The sequence below is a fragment of the Alteromonas sp. K632G genome, from assembly GCF_017653625.1.
In the GTDB taxonomy this organism is placed as follows: domain Bacteria; phylum Pseudomonadota; class Gammaproteobacteria; order Enterobacterales; family Alteromonadaceae; genus Alteromonas; species Alteromonas naphthalenivorans.
The window spans coordinates 138,931-162,635 of sequence record NZ_JAGGDM010000009.1 but is presented as its reverse complement, the minus strand read 5'-3'; the positions used below and the strand labels follow the sequence as shown (position 1 = coordinate 162,635).

17 protein-coding genes and 1 pseudogene are annotated in these 23,705 nt (G+C 42.2%); 11 read left to right on the top strand and 7 right to left on the bottom strand.

Annotated features, from left to right (window positions below; translation table 11 throughout):
* Positions 1 to 14 precede the first annotated feature (14 nt).
* A complete protein-coding gene (locus tag J5X92_RS10930) occupies positions 15 to 485 on the top strand; it encodes a RidA family protein (protein WP_126871617.1) in 471 nt (156 codons plus the stop codon).
* A 72-nt stretch (positions 486 to 557) separates the two neighbouring features.
* The gene (locus J5X92_RS10925; protein ID WP_126871618.1) at positions 558 to 1,733 is read left to right on the top strand and encodes an alpha/beta hydrolase-fold protein; all 1,176 of its coding nucleotides are present in this window, start codon (positions 558 to 560) and stop codon (positions 1,731 to 1,733) included.
* A gap of 151 nt (positions 1,734 to 1,884) precedes the next feature.
* Here the strand turns inward: J5X92_RS10925 and J5X92_RS21045 are convergent, their stop codons facing one another.
* Together J5X92_RS21045 and J5X92_RS21040 are read right to left on the bottom strand one after the other, a co-directional pair.
* The gene (locus J5X92_RS21045) at positions 1,885 to 2,040 is read right to left on the bottom strand and encodes a hypothetical protein (protein WP_244360661.1); all 156 of its coding nucleotides are present in this window, start codon (positions 2,038 to 2,040) and stop codon (positions 1,885 to 1,887) included.
* A gap of 3 nt (positions 2,041 to 2,043) precedes the next feature.
* Positions 2,044 to 2,211: pseudogene (locus tag J5X92_RS21040) on the bottom strand (YiaA/YiaB family inner membrane protein); the annotation flags it as partial.
* 440 nt (positions 2,212 to 2,651) lie between these two features.
* Between J5X92_RS21040 and J5X92_RS10915 the strand changes: the two are divergent.
* A complete protein-coding gene (locus tag J5X92_RS10915; protein ID WP_126871619.1) occupies positions 2,652 to 3,107 on the top strand; it encodes a hypothetical protein in 456 nt (151 codons plus the stop codon).
* Between the two features lie 137 nt (positions 3,108 to 3,244).
* Here J5X92_RS10915 and J5X92_RS10910 read toward each other — a convergent pair whose 3' ends face one another.
* From J5X92_RS10910 to J5X92_RS10900, 3 genes are all read right to left on the bottom strand, one after another.
* Complete coding sequence (locus J5X92_RS10910; RefSeq protein ID WP_208805765.1) at positions 3,245 to 5,341, bottom strand: TonB-dependent receptor; 2,097 nt, start codon at positions 5,339 to 5,341, stop codon at positions 3,245 to 3,247.
* Positions 5,342 to 5,526: 185 nt separating this feature from the next.
* Entirely contained in the window at positions 5,527 to 7,089 is a 1,563-nt protein-coding gene (locus J5X92_RS10905; protein ID WP_208805764.1) for a PepSY-associated TM helix domain-containing protein, read from the bottom strand.
* A gap of 5 nt (positions 7,090 to 7,094) precedes the next feature.
* Entirely contained in the window at positions 7,095 to 7,676 is a 582-nt protein-coding gene (locus J5X92_RS10900) for a hypothetical protein (protein WP_126871622.1), read from the bottom strand.
* Positions 7,677 to 7,886: 210 nt separating this feature from the next.
* Here J5X92_RS10900 and J5X92_RS10895 point away from each other — a divergent pair, with 210 nt between their 5' ends.
* The 4 genes from J5X92_RS10895 to J5X92_RS10880 all read left to right on the top strand — a co-directional run bounded on the left by J5X92_RS10895 (position 7,887) and on the right by J5X92_RS10880 (position 14,527).
* A complete protein-coding gene (locus J5X92_RS10895) occupies positions 7,887 to 8,621 on the top strand; it encodes an SDR family oxidoreductase (RefSeq protein WP_126871623.1) in 735 nt (244 codons plus the stop codon).
* Between the two features lie 119 nt (positions 8,622 to 8,740).
* On the top strand, positions 8,741 to 10,945 hold the full coding sequence (locus tag J5X92_RS10890; RefSeq protein ID WP_126871624.1) for a TonB-dependent siderophore receptor: 2,205 nt from the start codon (positions 8,741 to 8,743) through the stop codon (positions 10,943 to 10,945).
* A gap of 3 nt (positions 10,946 to 10,948) precedes the next feature.
* Complete coding sequence (locus tag J5X92_RS10885; RefSeq protein WP_208805763.1) at positions 10,949 to 12,241, top strand: PepSY-associated TM helix domain-containing protein; 1,293 nt, start codon at positions 10,949 to 10,951, stop codon at positions 12,239 to 12,241.
* A gap of 273 nt (positions 12,242 to 12,514) precedes the next feature.
* Positions 12,515 to 14,527: a TonB-dependent receptor gene (locus tag J5X92_RS10880; RefSeq protein WP_208805786.1), complete on the top strand. Its 2,013-nt coding sequence runs from the start codon at positions 12,515 to 12,517 to the stop codon at positions 14,525 to 14,527.
* 192 nt (positions 14,528 to 14,719) lie between these two features.
* Here J5X92_RS10880 and J5X92_RS10875 read toward each other — a convergent pair whose 3' ends face one another.
* On the bottom strand, positions 14,720 to 15,775 hold the full coding sequence (locus J5X92_RS10875) for a hypothetical protein (protein ID WP_208805762.1): 1,056 nt from the start codon (positions 15,773 to 15,775) through the stop codon (positions 14,720 to 14,722).
* 256 nt (positions 15,776 to 16,031) lie between these two features.
* Between J5X92_RS10875 and J5X92_RS10870 the strand changes: the two genes are divergently transcribed.
* Positions 16,032 to 16,547, top strand: a complete 516-nt coding sequence (locus tag J5X92_RS10870) for an Mpo1-like protein (RefSeq protein ID WP_057790391.1) — start codon at positions 16,032 to 16,034, stop codon at positions 16,545 to 16,547.
* A 109-nt stretch (positions 16,548 to 16,656) separates the two neighbouring features.
* Here J5X92_RS10870 and J5X92_RS10865 read toward each other — a convergent pair whose 3' ends face one another.
* The gene (locus tag J5X92_RS10865; protein ID WP_208805761.1) at positions 16,657 to 17,313 is read right to left on the bottom strand and encodes a crotonase/enoyl-CoA hydratase family protein; all 657 of its coding nucleotides are present in this window, start codon (positions 17,311 to 17,313) and stop codon (positions 16,657 to 16,659) included.
* Positions 17,314 to 17,574: 261 nt separating this feature from the next.
* Between J5X92_RS10865 and J5X92_RS10860 the strand changes: the two genes are divergently transcribed.
* The 3 genes from J5X92_RS10860 to J5X92_RS10850 all read left to right on the top strand — a co-directional run bounded on the left by J5X92_RS10860 (position 17,575) and on the right by J5X92_RS10850 (position 23,663).
* Positions 17,575 to 19,530, top strand: a complete 1,956-nt coding sequence (locus J5X92_RS10860) for an aminotransferase class V-fold PLP-dependent enzyme (RefSeq protein WP_208805760.1) — start codon at positions 17,575 to 17,577, stop codon at positions 19,528 to 19,530.
* Positions 19,531 to 19,691: 161 nt separating this feature from the next.
* Positions 19,692 to 20,288, top strand: coding sequence for an ECF-type sigma factor (locus J5X92_RS10855; protein ID WP_208805759.1), 597 nt, complete (start codon positions 19,692 to 19,694; stop codon positions 20,286 to 20,288).
* A gap of 45 nt (positions 20,289 to 20,333) precedes the next feature.
* Positions 20,334 to 23,663, top strand: a complete 3,330-nt coding sequence (locus tag J5X92_RS10850; protein WP_208805758.1) for a protein kinase — start codon at positions 20,334 to 20,336, stop codon at positions 23,661 to 23,663.
* Positions 23,664 to 23,705 lie beyond the last annotated feature (42 nt).

Sequence of the window (23,705 nt, the reverse complement as noted above, 5' to 3'; positions counted from 1 at the left end):
TAAGGAGAGCTCAATTGTTTATCAAACTGGTTCGAAATCTCGTACTTCTTAGCTCAACATTGCTCTTTTGTTCTATTTCTACTGCTGATTCTAAAATAGAGCGAAAAATGTATAACCCGTGGGAGGCAGAAATTGGTTACTCCCAAGTTGTTATTGCAGGTAACAACGTTTACTTATCTGGTATCGCAAGTGATAAAGCTACGCTGGAAGAGCAAGTTAGAGAAATCTATACCCTTATACAAAATACCCTTAAAGATAATAACCTAGGCATGGAAAGTATCGTAAAACAGGTAATTTATACCACTGATATTGAAGCGTTCAAAAAGCTGGGCAAGGTGCGAAAAGAAAAATTTAGAGAGGGCCAGTATCCAAGCTCTACGCTAGTAGAGGTACAAAGGCTATATAGCCCAAACCACCTGGTTGAGATAGAGGTGGTTGCATTTAAAGAGTTGACGTATCAGGGGATTAATTTAGTCATTGATTGAATTGTGAGAATGTAACAAAAAAGAATGGTACGGCTCTACAAAGCAACTTAACACCTCAAATGGAGTAGCGATATGAAACGGATATTCATTGTTCTGATACTGATGTTTACCCAACACGTTAATGCTGACGCTGTAAGAGAAATAGAAGAAAGAGACGTTTTCTCTAAAGTGTTAAACGAGCAGCTTTCGCTGTTTATTCAGCTTCCCCTTTATTACCACAAGAATGCTGACTATGCCTATCCAGTGCTGTATCTATTAGATGCGCCTGTAGGTATCACATTGAATTCCGGTATTCTCGACCCCTTAATTGGTTACAATAATGCGCCTCAAATGATTATTGTTGGGGTGTCTACAAATGATAGAGACAGAGATTTTACCCCCACCAACGACCGCAAATATGCAGAAAATAGTGGTGGCGCAGGTGCATATCTGAAATTTATTGAAGCGGAAGTTATTCCCTACGTAGATGCTAATTTTAGAACCGAAGATTACAGAATATTTTCTGGGCACTCTTTCGGCGGCCTGCTAGTGGCCCACGCATTTTATTCAGCACCAGACCTTTTTGACGCCTATTTTGCATTTAGTCCTAGTTTGTTTTGGGATGAGAAGTTAGTGGCTAAATCCCTAGTATCATTCACCGCTAAACAACAAAGTAATCACAGTGTGCTTTACCTGAATATTGGGAATGAAGGGAATGCGGAAGTTAAATCTCCAGAGGGTAAAGCAATGCTAGAAGGTATTAAGTTTATTGATAGCGCCTTAAGCCAACACACACCTAAAGGTCTTCGCTATAAAAGTGATTACTTTTCACAAGAGCCCCACCAAGTAACCCAAATTATTGGTACCTATCACGCTTTTAGGCACCTCTACCCATCATGGGATGTGCCTTATGAAGCTTATTTATCTGGATACAATGCAGTTGCTGCTCACTTTGCATCATTAAGCGACATGTATGGTTATCATATGGAGGCTAAAGACTGGCAACTATCTGATGCAGCGCTATACGAACTGCACGAGCGTAATAACCCTAATGAAGCCATCAAATATTTACACGCGCTGTTAGAACAACACCCTGGAGATATTGAATATATGGCTACGCTCGCATTGGCCTATGAAAAGAGTGGCGCCCTGCCAGAAGCTTTAAATACGCTTAATGAAATAAACGGGCTGATAGGTGAAGAAGACGAAATGTACACCGACATCGCTGTAAGAATTAGCAGAATTTCTAAGTTACTGAGTGCAAGTTAAAAAGATAAGAGCTGCAGTGGAGAAGCATTATTTGTCGGCATGTTGGCAGCCTACAAGTGGAAGAATAGATTCTTACTTTCGGAATTAGAGCCATAAATAGTAGAGGCAGAGTATATTAGTAACCAGTAAAGTACTCTGCCCCCATTTCGATTTACTCGCCCACTATATCTGTGGTTTCCAGCGCTACATCAATACTATTCGCTACCCCAGGGTAAGCTGATGATAAAGTGCTTCCATTTTCATTGGTTAAATCGCGGATATTTTTCTGAACGGTAATGATAGAAAATAAGCTAAGTATAAATGCCATACCGTAAAATCCTTTTTCACTTAGAAACATGTCGGCATTAAAAAGACCTATACCCAGCAGGGCAACTGCACTAAAAAAAGCTGCCCAACACATACCAACGAAAACAGTGGTAGTTGGTAGGCCTTCTTGTTTATCTCTTACCGTCTTTTGTAAGGTTACAGCTGAAAACATGGCTAAAATGAATATAGCTAAATAATAGCCTTTTCATTAAGTAGAATGTTGGCGTTCCTCAATCACAAGCTTGTCGCAATAAGTCTCTAGCTTGTAGGTGGTCTACCGCAAAACGGCTTACTGAAGATATTCTGATTTTACAAGCAATTACACGGAAGGTTAGTTTCCAAAAAATACTGAAGCAAATATACGAACATTAATTGTATTAGTAAATACTAAAGCTCGAATCTGCCTAATAGTGTTTGATGCAGCCTCTAGGGGGTGGTACCTAAGGGCTAGTACCTAGAGAGTAATAAATAGAAACTAAAAAATAGAGAATAATAAATTTTGCCATTTCGCAGTAACGCTTTCATTAATAGATGTAAATCTTTAGTAAATAGAATTCGCTCAACATTTTTCAGTATAATATTTGAACATGACTGTGTACTAAGGAGCGTGAAATGAAGCATTTAACTTTGTGTGTTTTGTTATTAAGTAGCGGTTTATTTAGCCATCATGTGTTTGCGTGTTCATTTAATTGTGTAACCGCAGAGCGATCGGGGAATACGTTAACCGTGACAGGGTATAACGCCGACGGGGAGGCGATATATGTTGAAACCGTATCACTTGAAGAAACACTAAGTCCTAACATCACGGAGCTTCCAGCAACTGAGAACCCCGTCACTGCAGTGCCTACTGGCACTGATATATCAACGACCACCACGTCTTTGGCGGATGGAGGAAGTGTGTTAACCACTGTGAGTACTTTTACCACTATCAAGAGTTTTGTGATTGTTACTAGTACTGAGGTTTATGATTTAAATGGGGAGTTGACGTTTGTTGATACAGACACAAAAACATACGAAAGATTTAAAATAGAAGAACAAATAACCGAACGTAAAAAGGGCATCATTTGATGCCCTTTAGTATTTATACCGGTTTTCCTATCTACTAAAGCTAAAGCTAAAGCTAAAGCTAAAGCTAAAGCTAAAGCTAAAGCTAAAGCTAAAGCTAAAGCTAAAGCTAAAGCTAAAGCTAAAGCTAAAGCTAAAGACTAAAAGCGATAAGTAGCCGATACGCCAACAGTTCTAGGATCGACAACTGCGGCATAACCGCTAGGATAACGTGTGCTAACAGGCTCTTGCGAAACTAATGCGGTTTCATCGAACGCGTTATCTAAATACGCAGTAAGCAGCCAGTTGTCAGAGGTATAGTTAGCGGTGAAGCGGGCTATTGTATAATCGCCGGCAACCCGTTCTGCGGTATTGGTGAAGTCGCCAAAGTATTCGCCAATGTAACGAACAGAGCCGCCAACGCTGATGGCATCTGTCACCCAATATTTGGCACCTACATTAGCGTTAAAGCTTGGGGCTGAGTTTAATTCATTGCCCTGCGCATCGGTGTAATCCGCACCGGCATCCTTAATCTCTGATTGAAGAAACCCCATTCCAGCGTTCACTTCTATGCTATCTGTTACGTTGGCATGTACTTCTAACTCAGCGCCGTATGTCGCCACACTTGGCATATTGGTAATGAAGCGTGTAGAGCTTAGTGCTTGAAAGCCATCGTAGTCGTTGTAGAAAATGTTGGCACTAACAAAACCCGCGCCATTTTCAAACTGTGTGCGGCTGCTTAGCTCGAACGTATTTACCTTCTCTTCTTCATAGTAATAGTACTCTTGCGCGGTAAAGTTCAGCGCACCGCCGCCTGCGTTGTATCCTTTACGCGCACTAAACGCTAACGTGGTTTGTGGTGTAAATGCATATTGAATAACGAATTTCGGCAAAAATATGTTGGTATCATCATCCAGTTCAGAATCTATGGGTTCATAAACAAAATGTCTGAACTGACTCTCACGTTCTACCCGTACACCGGCAATAATGTTAAGTTTGTCAGAAAGCGCAAACGTGGTTTCACCATACACTGCGATAGATTCGCTTTCATCGCTACCGTAGTAGGGGTAAGCGCCTGTGCTTAAAATATCTTGCTCACGCTCGAAATAATACAAACCAACAAAACCATCAATGTTGTTACTCGGTAAGGCAAAGTTAATTTTTGCATCTACCGTTACATTGGTTTCATCAAAAATTAGGGTTTGCTCAGCATCGTCAGAGGCTTCGTAAGAATCAAAGCCCCACTTGTAATCCATGAATGAAATGAGCAGGTCTAAAGATACATTGTCAGAAATCACGTACTGGGTATTCAACGCAGTTGTCGAAGATTCTGTGCTGATATCGCGATAATAAATACGGTTGTATTCTTCCAAATTCTCTAGCGCATAATAAACGCGGCCAGTATCGCCTTCTTCATTATTGTAGGTATGAGACAGCGTGAAAGATAAATCATCAGATGGTGTCCAAAGTAATTTACCACGTACGCGCTGGGTTTCAATTTTATCAATATCATAGTCTGGTGGGTTAGATTCATAACCCTCACCATCGGTAATAGTATCGGCATTCAAGTTTTGAACGCTCAAACGAAACGCGAGTTCATCTTCAATAAGCGGCCCTGAAATTACTCCTGCAGTATCTATGTATTGGTCGTTATTTCTATAACCTACACGCGCTGCACCTTCCCATTCTTGGCTAGGATCGTTAGTTTTAATATAGACTGCGCCACCAATGCTGTTGCGCCCATTACTGGTAGATTGCGGGCCGCGGTATACTTCAATTTGTTGTAAATCCCACATGCCAGAGTCGCCGGTTAAATCAGCCACAAAAGGTTGTGATACACCATCAATTAACGTCATCACCCGGCCATTTGCGCCGCCAGATATAGAATTAAATCCACCCGCTGCACCATTGCCTGACACACCTCGAATATCAGGTAAAGAGCCTGTTTGAACCACGACATTTGCAATATCAGATATGGCATCAGACACCGATTTATATTGGGTGTTATTAATAGCCTCTTCATTAAAAACGGAAATCGATGTAGTTGAGTCTTTTAATGAGCGATTCGCTTTTTCACCAATAACCACAATCTTTTCAATATCAGTAATATCTCTATCTGGGGTTTGTATCTCTTGTGCATGCACGCCGCTTATGGCAGAGGAAATGGCGAGTGCTAGCAAAGATGTACTTGGTAACAGCCTTGTTGATAGCCGTGTGGATTTTCTATTTGATACGTTTTCTGTTGAGCAGAAAGTCATAGTAATTTTCCTTTAAGTCAGTGTAAATGAGTAATGTGGCAACCTTCAAAGGTGCTCTTATTCTTAAGGTCTTGGTGCAAAAGTGCGGTTTACAGTGGGTAAGTTGCGCCAACGGCTAGCGCAAAGACCTACAAGGTGAAAATACTCATCTCATTTGCAATTTTCCTAAGTATCTTGTTATCTGGTTAAGCCCACACCGAGTCGATAGGAATAGCCGAACGGCGGTTTTGTAAATGACGGGCGGTAAATAGAAGTGTGAGCAATATGATTGCTGACACTAAGCAAACCCCAATATCAATGCTTGCAGATAAACTACTGCTGCTGAAATAAAGGGTAATGCCAATAGTGGCAAGGAGCAGCAAGCTCGATAGGTAGAGTGAATCGATAGCGGCTTTTATTGGCGTCACAACGAAGCTGTAAAGTACAGGCGTGAAAAAACCGATGTAATAAGCGATAAGCTGATAAGTACGAATATTGGGGTTATCGGTTGAGAACACTTTCGCTGCTAGCAATGACAATACAATACCTACAACCGCACCGGCACACACGCCAATGGTAAGCCGTGCCATAATACGAACTGAGCGTCTTTGCTCTGCCGGAGCTTTATTCTGAATTTGTTTTTTGCGCCTGGATTCAACCCAAACCACATTGCCCGTTAGAAATAACAGTGCGCCGCTTAAGCCCATAGCAAAGTAAACCCAGTGAATAAACGCGCCACCAAATCCGCCAAAGTGCAGGGTAAAGAAACTATTCACGACCTTGCCCGGCACACCAGAAATAGACGGTAGCATCGCGGTATAACCTGAAGAGGCAGTGTAGGGATCGGTAACCCAGAAAGCGTAATCGGGCCCACGTATTATTTCTCCTACTAACTCTCCACCTACTAGCACCCTTGCACGGGGAGTCCCTAGGCCTGCAAAGCGAAGCTCTGCAATCTCGAATTCGGGTTCAATATCGGTAATTTCTTTGGTGAGCTGGGCAATTGAAATTAGATTATCAACGCCTCGGTCCATCTCGGTAGGAGCGGGGCGGTTAAACATAGGGCTGTCTTTATAAACCCATTGTTGCATGCTGCCATATAGAATGTCGTGGTAAGCAAAGACCACGGTAGTGATGGCAATAATAATATGAAAAGGCAAAGCGGTAATGCCCAGAATATTATGAAAATCGACCCAAAATCTTTTTCCGTTCTTCTTTTTCCGTAAGCTAAATAAATCTTTAAACCATGTGGGTAGGAAAATGATTAAACCTGACACTATGGCCACAAAGTACAAAATCGATACAAATCCCATCACGAAAATGCCTAACGCATCATGATCATCGCCGCCAGGAATACCCGCGGTACGGTGTATATGATCGAGAAAATCGCCAATAGCTGAAATATGAGTTTGTTTGCTTACCAATTCCCCTGAGCTATCTAATGAAGCATGCCAAAAGGTGTGTGTATGTGTGGCTTCGTCTTCAATAGTCCAAGTAACTGGGGCATGGTTTGGCTGGGCAGAAGGAAGATAAACCGTCATCTCTCTGCTAGCGTCGGGGTGAGTCTGTAAAACGGTTTTAATTAGGCTGTCATATTGGTTTAGTTCAATAGCTGGTAGCGCATTTTTTTCGTGCATAGCCCATACGTTTAGTGGCGCCTTGAACATGGTTAACGCACCGGCCACAAAGCAAATGAATAACAGTAAGCCTGAAATAATGCCGGTCCAAATGTGTACTTGCTGATAACTTTTATAATTCTGTAATTTCATTAGTGTTACCCCAGAACCTGTAAAACGGTAAATTCAAACAGTGTAATAAGCGTCAGCAGAGCCAACGGAAGCCAAGGTTTTTTAGCAAAAAAGATAAGGCTTAACGGGGTTAACCAAAAAGGGACTATCAGCCACATTAAAAATTGGCTCTTCACATCAAGAGGTGTGTGAGAAAGAAAAAGAAAACTAATTAAACTGCTAGTGAATAGTGCAAAGGGAAAACTAATTAATGTTGCACCAGTAGTTTTTAACCACCAGTGCGCCTTAAAGGTAGTGTAACTTTCATCTCTAGTGAGCCCTGTACCGCGAGAGCGTCCAGATTTAAGAGGCGCGGTGTAACGGGTAAAGAAAGGAATGGTTCCCAACAGCAGCATACACAGCGTAATAACGGTATAGATGGCGGCAGGTAATGAAAACGTGAAGCTGAATATTGCCGTGCTTAAGATCAATAGCGCCAAGGCAATTAACAGTGTGGTATTAAATGATAGTGGCCTTTTCTTAAACCATTGTTGGTTCGGACAGCCTGCGTAAAACACTAGATTAGCCAGCAAACAGCCTAGCGTCCCCATGAGAATTGCAGCATTCACCTTTGTTGCTCCTTGCAAATACATTTTTATTTACAAAATTTGCATTAAGTGGTGCTAAGGCAAGATAACCTCAATAATCGCGACGCTTTGTTTTCTAGTTACTTTGCAACCCGAAATAAGTATATCTGGTCTTGTTTTGGTATCTAGATATCCAACTTTTTTGTAGGTTAGTTGACTCGATTTTCAAAAATTTCAAACAGCAGGTGGCATATGGAAAATGTAAAGGTAGCTTTGGTAACAGGTGGCGCGAAAGGCATTGGCGCAAGTATTGTTGAAAAGTTAGCGGCAAATAATTTTGCCGTGGTGATTAATTATGTCAGTAGTAGCGATGCGGCAAACGAACTTGCTGATAAAATCAAAAGTAAAGGTGGGCAAGCGATTGCGGTGCAAGCTGATGTGTCGAAACCCACTCAGGCAGAAAGCTTGTTTGAAGCAGCGTTACAGGCATTTGGTAAGGTAGACGTACTGGTGAACAATGCGGGCGTGATGGCGCTTTCAACACTTAACGAAACGAGCGATGACGATTTTAATGAACAATTCGACGTTAATATGAAAGGGGTATTCAACATGCTTCGCTTAGCCTCGAAACATCTTCATCAAGGTGGCAGTATTATTAATTTATCCACCAGTGTAGTGGGGCTGAAATTAGAGCGTTACGGCGTTTATGCTGCTACAAAATCTGCGGTTGAAACCATGTCGGCTATTTTGTCGAAAGAGCTTAGAGGTAAGGATATCGCGGTAAATTGTGTAGCGCCGGGGCCTACTGAAACTGATTTGTTTACCGAGGGAAAATCCCAAGAACTCATCGATAAGCTTGCCAATATGAGCCCCATGGAAAGGCTAGGGCAGCCAGAAGATATTGCCAATGTAGTTAACTTTTTAGCCAGTGACGAAGGGCATTGGGTTAATGGGCAAGTGTTACGGGCAAATGGTGGAATTATTTAACATATCGCGATAAATATTTTAATGAAAGTAAAGTTCCTAAAACGCAATTGAAAATGATTATCATTTGAGTTAAAGTGCGGCCAAATTTTATCCGTTTATACTTTAGTGGAATATAAAAAATGTCGCGCAGCACTACCTCACTTGGAATTTTTCTTTCTGGCTTATCTGGGTTCGTTTCTCTTGGACTTAGTTCTACTAATGTTTACGCTCAATCTGCTATACCCCCACAAGCTGCAGTTCTTGCAGAGTCTAATGGACAGGCTCAAGAGGGTGAACCTGACACGGTAGAGCGTGTTGAAGTAAAAGGGCGGGCGCAGCAGTTTTATTTAGATACTAAAACCAAAATTGGTACTAAAACTGATGCCGATCTCATCGATATTCCCATGTCAGCACAAGTACTTAGTGCGCAGCTTATTGCTGACCAGGCTGCTCGTGATATTACCGACTTGTATCGCTCTATCGCTGGCGTCAGCGAGTACAGCTATTCCGGCGTGTCATTTCGCGGCTTTCGAGACGAAGACAACGTATTTTATGATGGTGTAAGGGGCGACCCTTACTCAGGCTTTAGTGTGCCTGACTTATTCAATGTCGCCAGAGTAGAAGTACTGAAAGGTCCTGCGGCAGCGTTATACGGCGGTGGTGAACCTGGAGGCATGATTAATTACGTCACCAAAAAACCTACCTTTACCGAAAATAAAGAAATAACCCTAACAGGTGGTAACTATGACCTTCGCGGTATTTCAGGTGAAGCGACAGGTGGGCTAACAGAAGATGTAGCCTATCGAATTGGTGGCTTTTATGAAGTCCAAGATAGCTTTAGAAATAACGCAGATATGGAAAATATCGAACTTGCTGGCGGCTTACTTTACGATGTTAGCGACAACACTCGATTAACCACTACCTTCGATTACATAGTACAAAACCTAGGTGGTCATCGACTTCGCGGCGTACCGGTAGATGATGAAGGTAATTTCCTTGTTGATTTAACCTATAACGCGAATGAAGAAAGTGACTTTCAAGATATGGAAGCATTTGTTTTTCAAACCCAGTTAGCACATACCTTTAGCGACGCATTAAAAGTTAATTCTACCCTTCGCTATTTAACGAATGAGCGAGATCAGGCTTATCACGAGTCCCGCAGTTGGGTTGATGTTAACGGTGACGGCGAAGCCAATATTGATGACGAGACCATTCAACGTGAATATCGAGACCAATACCGCGCTAACGATGAAGTCAGCTTAACCACCGACTTTGTTTACGATTTCAACGCAGCTGGTGTGGAGCATCAGTTCCTGTTTGGTGGCGATTGGCACTATATGGACACAGAGTACGATTACTTACGTGCTCGGTATGAAGCTGACGGCGTGGCCAACTTAAATATCTTCACCTTAAATTATGGCGAAACCGACCCTAGTACCTATAACCTGACCGACTTAGATAGAGACGGCATACGTCGTAATCGTCAGGGGTTGTACATTCAGGATATGATGCACCTGACAGATAATATTATTGTAATGGCTGGCGCACGCTTCGATAGGTTTGACGAGCGAGACAAAGAAACTGGCACCGAATACGACGATTCAGATGTAACGTATCGTGCCGGTATTACTTACAAACCTTTTAAAGCGATGTCGATGTACGCCAACTATTCCGAAAGCTTCAATCCTGTTGATGCTACTGACCAAGCTGATGCCAATGTTACCGCACTAGAGCCGGTTAGCGGTGATGCCATTGAGTTCGGTGTGAAAAACGAATGGTTGAACGGCAGCATTATGACCACATTCGCCGTGTACCACATAAGTAAAGAAAACTTAGTGTATAGCAACCCAGACTATATTGAAGGCGTGAATGACGATACCGAGTCAGCACTTATCAATTTTGGTGTAGTAGAAAGTGACGGTGCTGAATTTACCTTGGTAGGCGATATAAGCAATACCATCAGCGTAACTGCAAATTACGCGTACAATGATACTATTGTGGTTGACGGTAGCTCAAGTAACACTTTTGGTGCGGGCGATAGATTTGTAAATGCACCTCGTCATCAAGCCGGTTTGTGGACAAGATATGCCATCGACAGTATCGACTCATCGATTGCTTTTGGAGTGAATTATGTGAGCGAGCAAATAAGTGCAGATGCACAAAAGGTGAAGCCTTTCACTGTATTTGATGCAAGCTGGACAACGCGATGGGACGCGGTTTTACTTAGCGTAAACGTGAACAACCTGTTTGATAAAGAATATGCAGTAAGCGGATTTAGCGAAAGAAATGGCCACTTTCCAGGGCAACCCCGCGAAATTATCGCTCAGCTTCAATATAACTTTTAATAAGTGCTAAGCAAGTCTACATGGATTGCAATTCACAGTTGGGTGGGCGTTAAGCTTTCCATCCTGCTGTGCTTTATTGTAGCTACCGGTACGCTTTCTGTGGTGTCACACGAAATTGATTGGTTAGCTAACCCTGCAAAACGGGTTGCCCCATCAACCGTAAGTGATATGAATTTGCAGGCGGTTTATGTACAAGCTCTTAATGAAACTGCGAAATTAGCCACCCCTGTACGAAAAATAGAATCTATCCACGCGCCTCTTCACCCTTGGTTCAGTGCAGAAGTTATCTATCGAGATAAGGATAGCTTGCGGCATCGCTTGTTTTTTCATCCCACAACCGGTGAATATTTAGGTGACGGACGCTGGTTAAATTGGCAGCGTTTTTTTCGTGTAACCCACCGGCATCTAATGTTACCGCTAACCCTTGGTATTACCATTGTAAGTGCCTTTTCTATTGCTATATTAGCCCTACTGATATCTAGCTTATATATTTATAGGCACTGGTGGAAGGGCTTCTTTCGCAAGCCTCGTTGGCGGCACAGACAAACCCGTTGGGGCGACTTACATCGAATCGTGGGTGTTTGGAGCTTGTGGTTTTTGCTTGTGATAGGGCTTACCGGCAGCTGGTATTTAGCTGAGCGTTGGGGCGCAGCCGCTCCTAGTACAGACAAAGGTTACGCTGTAACCGATGACGCGATAAATGAACCTGTAATGCCAACGCAAACCTCGCTTAACACTATGCTGCATATTGCTCGCGTGCAATTCCCAGCCCTTAGTATCAAAGAAGTGCGCTTTCCTAACAAAGCGGGTGGGGTAGTGGCGTTTCAAGGGCAAGCTAGTGCAATACTGGTACGAAACCGAGCGAACACTATTCAATTTGACCCCGTTTCTGCTGAAGCCGTTTTTAAGCAAGATGGTAGTGATTTCTCGTTACATACCCGTGTTTCAGAAGCAGCCGACCCGTTGCATTTTGGCGTGTGGGGGGAAGTGCAAGGAAATACGGCTAAGTTATTGAGTAAGCTTCTGTATTTTGTATTTGGTGTTTTTCTTACTGGCCTTTGTATAACTGGCACTTACCTGTACGGATTGCGAGTAGGGCGAAAAGGCAAAAGTATTTCTTCTAAAAGCTCACCGATGAAAAATGCCCGGCTAACAGTCAAATCACTACCCAATACTCCGTTTCGGACCTGGCAAGCCGCTTTACAAAAGGTGGGGTGGGTAGCGTGGTTCTTTACTTCTGCTGTTATTACTTGCTTGGGCTATGGAGCCTATATCTATCTACCTTTTGGCGGTTAGTAAAGACTTTCTTCTCTATTTTTATCAATACAGATATTAGCTTATCTTAAAAATAATTATCTGAATGTGAATGTTTATCATTTGTGTTTGTGGTAGCATCGCGTTTTTTGAAAGCTACTGTCAGTTTTGTGTAAAGGGAAAATAAAGATGCAACTTAGTCGCACATCAGTAAAAGTTCGTTTAGGCCTCAAGTTAGGCAAAAGTTTGGGTCTAGGCTTGGGTCTGAGCGTTGGGGGCATTGCATTATCGAATGCGGCTTACGCAGAAGAAACAATGACAAGCGAAAGCGAAGTAGAAGTAATCAAGGTAAAAGGTACCTATTTTAACGACTATAAAGTAGGTGATGCTTCCGGTGCTATGCGTGCTAATGTCTCATTGCTTGAAACCTCTCAAGCAGTAACAGTAATCCCAGAAACTATTATTGATGAGCAGCTTGCCACCACGCTAGGGGAAGTACTCAATAACGATGCAAGTTTGTCACCGGGTTCTAAACAACGAAACCGTGAAGTATTCAGCTCTCGTGGCTTTGAATTAAGCTCTTCTACCGGCTATTTACGTGACGGACATCAACATTGGTCTCACTATCAACAGCCAATCGAAACGCTTTCAAGAGTAGAGGTTATTAAAGGGCCTTCAAGTATTCTATATGGTCAGTCTGCACCAGGTGGGCTTATTAATATGGTAACCAAGCAACCTACGGCATCTCGTTTATTGGAAGTTAGCGCAGACACCGACCAATATGGTTCTACACGATTTATGCTAGATGCTGGTGGCGAGATTACCGAAGACACAGGCTATCGCGCGGTATTGGTAAAGCAGGATGTTAATTTCGATCGCGAATATCAAAATGGCGAAACAAGAGAGCGTGATCGTTTCCTAGGTTCATTGGTGCTTGAACATAAAATTAACGACAGCTTAATAGTGAATGCTTATTACGATCGCACTAACGATAAAGCAGGTTTAGATACCGGCGCATGGTTAGATGAAGATGCTAACGTAATAAGTAATAGAAATACCATTAACGACTTCTCGTGGGCGTTCACTGATATCCATGTTGAAAACAAAGGGGTTAAATTAACCTATTTCATGAATCCAGAGTGGCAAGTGAAGGTGGGTTACAACGAGCAATCGTTTGAAAGACAGCGTTTTGAATCATCGCCTCGACTTCCTTCAGATTACGAAATTGGTAACAGCTATACCTCTAACCCATACGATCGTTCAGATGATTGGCAATTTAAAACCGCGTTTATCGATTTTAATGGTGAAGTTTCGTTTGGTGGTATCGAGCACAATATCCTTATTGGCGGAAACTCACTGGATTATTATTATGGCCAGCTTATCGAAAGAGGGGATTCAATCTCCTACACCGTAGGGCAACCAGAGCCTGCTAAACCAGATTTAAACTTCAATAATGATGAAACCTTAAGTACCACTGAATACGATTATTACGGTGTGTATTTCCAAGATTTGATGACGTTTAACGATCAATGGCAAGTTGCCATTGGTGGTCGCTTCGATAAGCAGAGTCGTGAAGGCGCTGACAACGAATCTTTACTGCCAAAAGTTGGGGTGTTGTATCACCCAGCAGAGAACAGCACGATTTATGTGAACTATTCAGAAGGGTTTGAGCCTCAATCAAGTGAAACCATTGAAGACGAACTTGATCAAAACTTTGGTATGGAATTAGATGCAACAACGTCGAAGCAAATTGAGTTGGGCGCGAAATGGGAAGTATCAGAACGTCTATTGTTGAATGGTGCACTATTTAATATAGAAAAAACGGGAACCCTTATTTCAGAGCAGTTATTGAACGACCCACTTTACACCACGGTTACCACCCAATCAGGTAAGCAAACTCACAGAGGCCTAGAACTTGCTGCACAAGGTGCGGTAAGCGATAAATGGTTTGTGATGACATCTATGATGTATTTAGATGCTGAGTATGAAAAAGATGAAAACTTTGAAGGTAACACGCCAGTTGATGCGCCTAAGTGGTCTGCCTCATTATGGAGCCGCTACGAAGTTACTGAGAAATTAGCATTAAATGCGGGTATCTTTTATCAGGGCGAGCGCTATGCTGACAACGCCAATACCGTACTAAAAGATGCTTACAGCCGTGTTGATATCGGTGCGACATACCGTACTGATATTATGGGTAAACAAGTTGATGTAAGGTTAAATGTAGAAAACATATTTGATACCAATTACCTTGTTGGTGGCGGTATTAACAACGTGACTATTGGTGACGGTGCGACTGCTCGCATAGAATTCAAAACGTCTCTGTAATAGCGTTTTAAGTGGTAAAAAAAGCACTGCTGAAAGCACCGAAACAAAGAACACCGTAATAATTAACACCGCCTTAGCTTATTCAAGCTAAGGCGGTGTTTTATTTACCTACTATCTATCGCACTATTTGAGCAACTAACCACACTAAACACCTTCGCATCATGACTTACTGACTACATTATATTAAGTTCGTTAAGCACACGCTTGTTTATCAATATTGTCATCAGTCGGCTCAGCGCTCGAGTTTCCACCTATTAAGTGACCAGAATTTAGAGAATTCACGAGATCATGTGGTGCATCTACACACAAATAGACTTCGCTAGGGCGTTCACAAAAAGTACCCATCAGCGTGAACCAATAAACGGGAGTTGAAAAGGTAAGCTTGATATTCGCCGTACCGCGACCTATTTTTAATTGTTCTTTGTCGCATTTCCACTCGCCTGCTTCACAAGCTTTAAGGTGCGATAAGGGAATAAAAAGCAGATTGAAAAAGGTGGCATTCACAATGAGGTGATTATTGTGACAATAAACAGAAAAGCGCCTGCTAATTCGATGACTCGCCGTGACACTAATAATGCAATAGAAAATGACCGACGCGACAATAATGGCGGCAATTTCACTCCATAAAATTAATAAAGAATAAGACACCCACGTCACAGCAATTAAGCCTAACAGTACTAAAGCGAAGTGCCATCGTTTGGCGCTGAGTAAGGATAAATTGGTCAAAGTGGCAGTATGGTTTCTTGTAAACTTAGGAATAGCGTAATACCAGCTTGCCGGTTCACTAGCCATAATTAACGTGACTTCTCTTTTCTTATCGTCTGCGTCAATGTTGTCAATTAACGCATTAATTCGTGGGTCACCTTTCAGCTTTCTCGATTTCCACAACATGGAAACCACGTGATAAATAACCACAAACTCAATAATAAGCAGTATGGCAATAACGGGGTAGCGCACCCAGCTTAAAAATTCAAAGTAACTAGCAAGAGTGTCGGGCATGGAATAACGGGCCACCACGCTGGCAATACTGAACGGAATAATAATCTTCCATTTTTTCTGCTCACCGATTTTAATTACACAAAACCAAAAAACAGCGGGGAGTATTACAAAGTAGGCAATCAGGAAGCCAGCAGAAAGTATCTGGTCGAATGAAGAGCTAATGGTTTCTGGTAATAAGGTGAAGCCTAAAACGTAAGTAGCAACGGCGAATAATAAGTAAAGTAGCCTAAAGCGAATGGCCTTGCGCATGAAACATCCTTGTAAAATTTATAACTCAATGATTTTTGGTTTTATCTTTATCTTCAAAAAGGTAAGTTATATTGCGCGATAAGGCAATTTTTAGTGGCTTTGGCGATTAAACCTTTTTTAGGAGCTTCGCCCTAATGGTGCCGACTATGGTATGCACTACTTATCAATTTGAACTAATTGTCGGCTTTACGACAGTGTGAAGTGCTTTTTCTCGATAATCTCTCCCCAATATAAGAAAAAGTTTACAGGTAGCTAAATGAAAACGCTTGAGCAGCATTTAAGTGAGTACGCTAAATACCATAGAGATCAGCGTAATATCTTTACCCATTACATTGGTATTCCCCTTATTGTTTTTGCGTTTTTAAGCTTGTTAAGCCGCCCGGCTTTTGAAGTTACAGCGCCAATTGTAGGTGCATTATTGCTAAGCCCTGCGTTGCTCGTGTGGGTAATAGGTAATGTATTTTACTTAAAGTTAGATGTGAAACTTGGCTTAACTATGGTGGTGTTAACAGGGGCTTTGCTTTACATCGCACAGCCTTTAGCGCAGAGCGCAACATGGTTATGGCTATCTGCTTCAATCGGTATTTTTGTTGGCGGCTGGATTTTACAATTTGTTGGGCATCATTTTGAAGGCAAAAAACCAGCCTTCGTAGACGATATTATGGGCTTGGCTATTGGGCCGTTGTTTGTGGTTGCAGAACTTGGCTTCGAATTGGGTTTGCGAGGAGAACTTCAAGCGAAAATTGAAGAAACTTCAGGTGCAGTGCATTAGTTAAAACGCCCAACTGGTACACAATGAAGCACGCTTCGTTAGTTAACGAAAATATTGAAACAGCGCGAGCAGAAAATGGCACCTTTTCGGTGCCATTTTAGTTTTTTGTTTAGCCACGCATTTTTGATAGCGTTTCTTTGCGAAGTTGTAGCTTCGATTCTGCAAACGCTTTCGCAGGCAACATTTTAAGTTTTTCAGCATAGCCCATTGCGGTAGCAAGTACTTGATCTTGAGGCACTGCTGCATCCAAATAGCCCACTTTTACTGCTTCCTTCCCTTGATATACACGCGAAAAGAGCAACGCTTCGGTTAAAGATGTAGGGGCTAAACGTGATTTCGCCAGTTCCATACCAAACGCAGGTAAAACCATGCCGATAGCGGTTTCTGTTAAGCCATATTTAGTTTCACCATCTTTACCTATACGTAAGTCAGCGGCCATCAAAAATATTGCCCCTAGTGCGATACTATGGCCTTCAGCGGCAACAATAAGGGGTTTAGGATAGCTGTACAGCCGTATAATTAAGTCGGCACCTGCTTGGACTAATTTTACTTGTTCGGTTTTATCTTCAGCTTTCATAACGGAAAGGTCGAAGCCGCCGCAAAACTTATCGGCACCGCCGTACATTACTACTGCATCAGCTTTTTGCTCAGCTTCATCTAATGCGTTATTTAACGCATCAATAAGGGTAAAGCCCACTGCGTTTACTTTCCCGTCATCAAAGGTAATAAGTGCTACCTTGTTTTCAATTTTTAATTCGAAAGCCATCACTGCCTCTTTATTGTTAATACTATTGGGGGAGTGTGTTTTTAGTGACGCTAAGAAGCAAGTTTTTTTAAATAATGAAGGGTATTGGCGTTCGCTTATAATTGAGTTTTTGGCAGATTGTGGGATAGAGCCCGTGATCTATATTCACCCTATCAAAAGAATGCATTTCTCCGTGCATGGAAACAGGTACGCTGACAATTTATCAATTCAGGCGTACACTCCTTTTTTAGCTTATTTCTAATTACTTACGTTAACCATACTATGCTTCCAAAATTAAAAATTCTTATCATTGAAGATTCACAAGAATTGTTAGAGCAATTGTCTGACAGTATTCGCTCCACCATCGAACTGTTCGACAGACCGGATATCGAAATGAGCGTTGTCGAGGCAATTTCAGTATCACGCGCCCTTGATGTGGTAAGAAACGACGGCGAAATACAGGCTGTGGTATTTAGCTGGGATACCACGGTTTTACTTGATGAAGTGAGTATGAGCACAAGTTTTAATCAGGCTAAGAAGAAAGAAAAACCAAAGCTAGAAAACAATGCAGTAGTGATTAGTGCTATTAAAGCGATCCGCAGAGAGTTGCCTGTTTATGTATTGGGCGACGCTATAAAGGGTTTAGATATTGTGAATCAGGCCAGTGGCATGGAGTCGTTTTTCTATCGCAATGATATTATTTCCGATCCGGAATCTATTTTGGGTTACATCATCAACGATTTTGATGACAGAAACGAAACGCCGTTTTGGACCGCTTATAAAGACTATGTGGTAGAAGCGAATGATTCTTGGCATACGCCAGGTCACAGCGGTGGGGCAAGCTTTAGAAACTCTCCCTACATCAGTGATTTCTACCGCTTCTTTGGGCGAAATGTATTTGTGAGTGATTTATCAGTAAGTGTTGACTCCCTCGGTTCACTTTCAGATGGTACTCACGCTATTGGCAGGGCTCAGGCGAATGTCGCCAATACCTTTGAAGTTAGGCAGTCTTATTTCGTGACTAATGGTTCATCAACCTCAAACAAAATTATTCTGCAAACCTTACTGCGAGAAGGCGATAAAGTCATCGCTGACAGAAATTGCCATAAGTCGGTGCACTACGGCATTGTGCAAGCCCGCGCTATGCCCGTGTATTTAGACAGCGTGTTCAACCCAGACTACGGTATATTTTCACCGCCTCGTTTGTCGCAGTTAAAAGAAGTTATTGAAGCGAATACTGACGCCAAGCTGATTGTGCTGACGGGATGTACCTACGATGGCCTGCTTACTGATTTGAAACAAGTGGTGGCACTAGGGCACAAATACGGTATTAAGGTGTTTATTGATGAAGCGTGGTTTGCCTATTCTTTATTTCATCCTCAGTTTAGAGAGTATTCCGCTATTGAAGCCGGTGCTGATTACGTTACCCATTCAGCACATAAAGTAGTCTCGGCGTTCTCTCAAGCCTCGTTTATTCACGTTAACGACCCTGACTTCGACCGTGATTTCTTTAAAGAGATTTACAGCATTCACACCAGTACATCACCAAAATATCAGCTAATGGCATCCCTTGATGTGTGTCGACAGCAGTTAGAAATGGAAGGCTACAAAATTCTTAACGAATTACTGGCTAACGTGGAAGAGTTGAAACAGCAGGTAGCGCGCTTTAGTCGAATTCGTATTTTAGAGAAAGCCGACTTTGCACGTGTATTCCCCCATTTTGAACAAGACAATATGGGCCACGACCCGCTTAAAATTCTTATCGATATTTCGGCTCTTGAATATTCGAATCAAGAAATTCATCGATTTTTGATGGACGAAGTGGGGTTAGAAATAGAGAAGTTTACTCATAGCACTATTCTAGTATTGCTAACATTAGGCGGCATGCGTTCTAAAATTGTCAGACTATATAACGCCCTTAAGAAGCTAGATGAAGGCAAGGTTTCCCTGAATAAAAGTAAAAGCCGAAGTGCTATGCCTGCCACCATACCACCTATTAATTTAGTGGCTTTACCCTCAAAAGCGTTTTTCGGGAAGCGGGAGTCTATACCTTGGCAGGAAAGTGCGGGGCGCATTGCCGCTGGGTTGGTGACACCTTACCCCCCGGGCATTCCACTGCTTATTCCTGGGCAATTAATAGAGGATGATCACATTAACTATTTGCGGTCTTTGTCTAATCAGAAACTCACCATACAAGGGCTTTACGATGGTGAGCTCTATGTTAAATGTCCTGATTAATGAGTGTAAGTAATTGTTAGTAATAACAAATGATTATACTGTGGTTGAGTTTAGGGTTTTTGAATTATTACTTAAGATAAAGTGCATTTAAGCGTTGACTAATCGCCATATTATTTCTATGTTGGTAATTAAAGTGATTAGCCAATGCGCTAGGCAGCAGTATGGAAGATGTTCATTTGAGGGATACAAGCGGCGAATTTACCGAAGTGTTAAACGCTTGGGTAATCAATAACGATTTAAAAAGTGCCAATCAGCTTCGTAGTATTGTCTACTATCATTTAAAAGGCATGGTGAAAAAGCAAATTAGCAAAAAAGCGGAGTCTGACAATGGGCTTAGCCTGCTCGACAAGCTTCCTAATACCACCTCCCTCCTTCACGATGTCATTATCAAACTGACTGCTCCTGATGAAATCTTTGAAAACAGGCAGCAGTTTTATGCTTCTCTCGCGGTGTTTGTGCGCTGGATGTTGCAAGATGAAATTAAAAAGCGCTCTGCGAAAAAACGCACTAACGATTTAGAAGACGTGGTACAGATAACCGACGCTTCTATCGACTCAGGTTTATATCTTAGTTTCGACAATGCGTTATCTTCACTCGAAAATGTATCTAAGCGTTGTTACCAAATAGCGCTTCTTCACTATTATCTAGGGCAAAATGTAGGGGAAATAACCTCTCAACTCAATTTAAGCGAGTCAACGGTTTACAACGAATTGTCGGCGGCAAAAGCTTACCTTAGGGTTCAGTGCGAAGCCGCATAGTTCACCCCGCCTTAATGTTGTTCAGTTAAACCATAAGAGCTATTCATGAAGTTTGAAAATGCCTTACTCTTTTTTCAGCACCTTATTGGGTTGGATGAAGCTAAAATGCGCGAAAATTTGTCGCAGTTATGTCCCAAAGAAGCCCCAATATTTGCTGAAACCTTGGCATTGATCGATGCACATTATGCGAATCAACAACGAAGTGGCTTCACACAGTTAGTGGGGGCTCAAGCCGATTTACTATGTGATGATAATCACGCGAAATCCTTAGAAGGTAAACAAGTCGGCCCTTATCTGCTGAAGCAAAAGCTTGGCGAAGGCGGAATGGGCGCGGTGTATTTAGGTCAGCGAAATGATGGGTTGATAGAACAAAAAGTCGCCGTTAAGTTTGTTTTCGCATCAATTGCAGATTTAGCGGGTGATAACTTTATACAAAAAGAAGCGCAGCATTTAGCCAATTTAAACCACCCTAACATCGCGAAAATTTATACCGTCGATGTCACTGAAGAAGACGTACCTTATTTGGTGATGGAATACATTGATGGTGCTCCATTGTCTGAAGCAACGTTATCAAATAGACAGAATTTATCGCACACTACTCACGCCTACCTTTCAATATTAATGAAACTTTGTAGTGCGCTGTTTGAAGCACATCAGTGCGGTATTATTCACGCTGACATTAAACCGTCGAATATTATTGTAGATGAACACAACCAACCAAAGTTACTCGATTTTGGTATTTCACACTCGTTAAGCCATCCAGATAACCAACAACTAACCGCCGTCAGCAACGATTATGCTAGTCCACAACAACAAAGTGGCAACCAGGCAAAAGTTACCGATGACATATATGCGCTGGGTAAAGTAATGGCGTTTATGTTTCAGCACCATATGCTCAATACTGAATTTGAGGCAGTAATTGAAAAAGCCACATCTGCCGACCCAAGGGATCGCTTTCAAAGTGCTGAGCAATTTAACGATGCACTTGAATGTTTATTCGCTAATAGGCCACTTAAGTGGTTCAAAAGTAGCAAGTCTTATTATTACAAAAAATGGTTTCAACGTTCGCCCACTACTGCAATATCTGCCGTCATTATCCCTTGTGTGCTAGCGATAGGGGCTGCTGCGCTATTCATGCAAAATAAGTCGCTAATTCAAGAATCGAGGAAAACACAGCAGACGCTTTCCTTTTACGACGAGTTATTTTTAGCGCACTCACCACAATCAGAAGGCGGCGGCGCATTGAGTGCCGCTGACTTTATTAATCATGGTGTTGATATCGCATTTTCGACCTCATTGAGTGATAGTGAAACCCGTGCATCAATTGTTGCCACCTTATCTCAAACGCTATTGAACTTAGGATATATAGAGAAAGCAAAGTACGTTATTGAGCGGTTGGATACAGATGGTGCCAGCGGTGCATTGATGCAGGCAAAAATAGCCTATTACCGTGGTGATTTGAGCAGCGCCACCCACTGGCTTACGAAATATAATAACGATTTACCAAGTACGTTTGAAAGCGAATTCCTTAACGCTAAGGTCGACTACGCTGGCACACAAAGGCCGCAAGTGCTAGATACTCTGGCGCGTCTTCTGAATAATTTCGACAAACAAATGTTGCCGGAAGACAAGTTTAGATTGCAAAAATTTCAGTGGGAAGTTTTGCTTAAACATGCACCAGCCAAGTTACTTGATAGGGTTGAGCAGCCCTTACCAGCAGATATGCCGGCTCACCAAAAAGCATGGTTTGAAGGTATGAAATCATTAGTGCTAGCCAAAGCCGGCGAGAGGAATGGTGCCGCATCACGAATGAAATCATCGTTGGCGTTGGGTGGGCAAGCCTATAATGCAACCAATCCAGAGCTCGCGCAATTATATGGATATCTATTAGAAACCGCGTCGCTAATAGATGACCCTCTTTTGGTAGAGTTTTTATTAAGTAAGCAGCAAAGTATTTACCTTGCACTTGCTCCCTTATTTGAGGAGCAATTAATAAAAGTTTATGAGCAGCAACACAACTATTATGCCTACGGTAAAATGTATGCTCAAAGTGTGTCTTTTATTGAATCTGCGGTTGCGTTGTGCGCGCAACGCCCCCGGTGTTCTCGGTTAAAGGTGAAACAAGCGATAGCCTTGTATCTTGTCAATGATTTCACAAGCGCGCTATCGGTTATCAAGTCAGCGGAAATAAAAACATTGAGAAATAATGACGGCGTATCCGACGAGAATTCAACAGCCTCTCTTTCATTTTTCTCGTCGTTAGTGGCAGTGAATAGTGAGATAGGTTTGGGATTATCAGTGAAGCAAGCCGATATTTATGCATTGGCGGAAAAAGACACCTTGGGCGAGTATACCGCTTATATTATTCATACTGCTCTACGCGCCGGCTTTACTGATTTAGCGATTGAATATGGGCTCACTCATACTCAGAACGATGATATTGAAAGACATTTAGCACTGGCCTCGGCGTATGCGGTTAAAGGAGAAGCCCTAAAAGCGGAAGAAATGTTAGCAACGTCAACTTCGCTTCCCATACGCAAAGAGTATGCTGAAACGCTTGCCAGTATATTGTCCCCAAAGGTGTTAATAACACCTGATTTCAAGACTCTCGATATGATGGTGTTAGAGGGGCAAAATCGCTTAGTGAGTAATCGAAGAGTTGCTGGGGTAACCGCGCCAACCCACGGGGATAGCCTTAAAATGGGTACGCCTTTTACCTTTAAGTGGAATAAAGATGCCCTTAAAGGCGAAAGCATTTCTTTGTATATCAATCATAAACTAAATTTTGAAGCCAAAGCGTTTGATTCATTTGAAAACATACAAGGCTTGCGCTGGCAGATGTTTGCTAAGCAGGTGCCTAATACGGGCGAAGTAGAGATAGATCCTTTCTTTCTTATGGCAAATGGCGGGCAGGGCTTTAAGGTAATGATGGTATCCGATCAAGGCTATTGGTCACTCAGTGATGGCGCATTTGGTGTACTAAATGGCACTGCGATAGATAACGGCATTACCCATACCATCAATCCTCGTTTACTCGTTGATGCTGTAAGTAAACCTGAAGCTTCTGAGGTTTATAATGTGGGCGAGCGTAATACTATTGAATGGGACAATGCCGCGTTAAAAGGTGATGCCGTAGGGATATATGTACTTCACGACAACCCTATTAATATTGGCAACGGACGCAATGCGCAGATCACTACTGTGTTGAAACGACGTTGGTATTTAGTGACAAGTAGGACACCCAACTCGGGAGAGTATGGGTTAGATCCAGCGCAATTTAATGGTCAGGGAAATGCCTATAAAATACTTATCATCAGTGACTCAGGGTATTGGGCTGTGTCCGATGAGCGATTTACAGTGGTTAATCCTCATTAAGATCATCGATAAACACCTAAGAGTAAGCTTGCTTTTAAGCCT

Excerpts from the sequence above, each read along its gene's own strand:
- J5X92_RS10925 (WP_126871618.1), top strand. The coding sequence starts at position 558 with ATGAAACGGATATTCATTGTTCTGATACTGATGTTTACCCAACACGTT.
- J5X92_RS21045 (WP_244360661.1), bottom strand. The coding sequence starts at position 2,040 with ATGGCATTTATACTTAGCTTATTTTCTATCATTACCGTTCAGAAAAAT.
- J5X92_RS10915 (WP_126871619.1), top strand. The coding sequence starts at position 2,652 with ATGAAGCATTTAACTTTGTGTGTTTTGTTATTAAGTAGCGGTTTATTT.
- J5X92_RS10910 (WP_208805765.1), bottom strand. The coding sequence starts at position 5,341 with ATGACTTTCTGCTCAACAGAAAACGTATCAAATAGAAAATCCACACGG.
- J5X92_RS10905 (WP_208805764.1), bottom strand. The coding sequence starts at position 7,089 with ATGAAATTACAGAATTATAAAAGTTATCAGCAAGTACACATTTGGACC.
- J5X92_RS10895 (WP_126871623.1), top strand. The coding sequence starts at position 7,887 with ATGGAAAATGTAAAGGTAGCTTTGGTAACAGGTGGCGCGAAAGGCATT.
- J5X92_RS10890 (WP_126871624.1), top strand. The coding sequence starts at position 8,741 with ATGTCGCGCAGCACTACCTCACTTGGAATTTTTCTTTCTGGCTTATCT.
- J5X92_RS10880 (WP_208805786.1), top strand. The coding sequence starts at position 12,515 with ATGACAAGCGAAAGCGAAGTAGAAGTAATCAAGGTAAAAGGTACCTAT.
- J5X92_RS10875 (WP_208805762.1), bottom strand. The coding sequence starts at position 15,775 with ATGCGCAAGGCCATTCGCTTTAGGCTACTTTACTTATTATTCGCCGTT.
- J5X92_RS10870 (WP_057790391.1), top strand. The coding sequence starts at position 16,032 with ATGAAAACGCTTGAGCAGCATTTAAGTGAGTACGCTAAATACCATAGA.
- J5X92_RS10865 (WP_208805761.1), bottom strand. The coding sequence starts at position 17,313 with ATGGCTTTCGAATTAAAAATTGAAAACAAGGTAGCACTTATTACCTTT.
- J5X92_RS10860 (WP_208805760.1), top strand. The coding sequence starts at position 17,575 with ATGCTTCCAAAATTAAAAATTCTTATCATTGAAGATTCACAAGAATTG.
- J5X92_RS10855 (WP_208805759.1), top strand. The coding sequence starts at position 19,692 with ATGGAAGATGTTCATTTGAGGGATACAAGCGGCGAATTTACCGAAGTG.
- J5X92_RS10850 (WP_208805758.1), top strand. The coding sequence starts at position 20,334 with ATGAAGTTTGAAAATGCCTTACTCTTTTTTCAGCACCTTATTGGGTTG.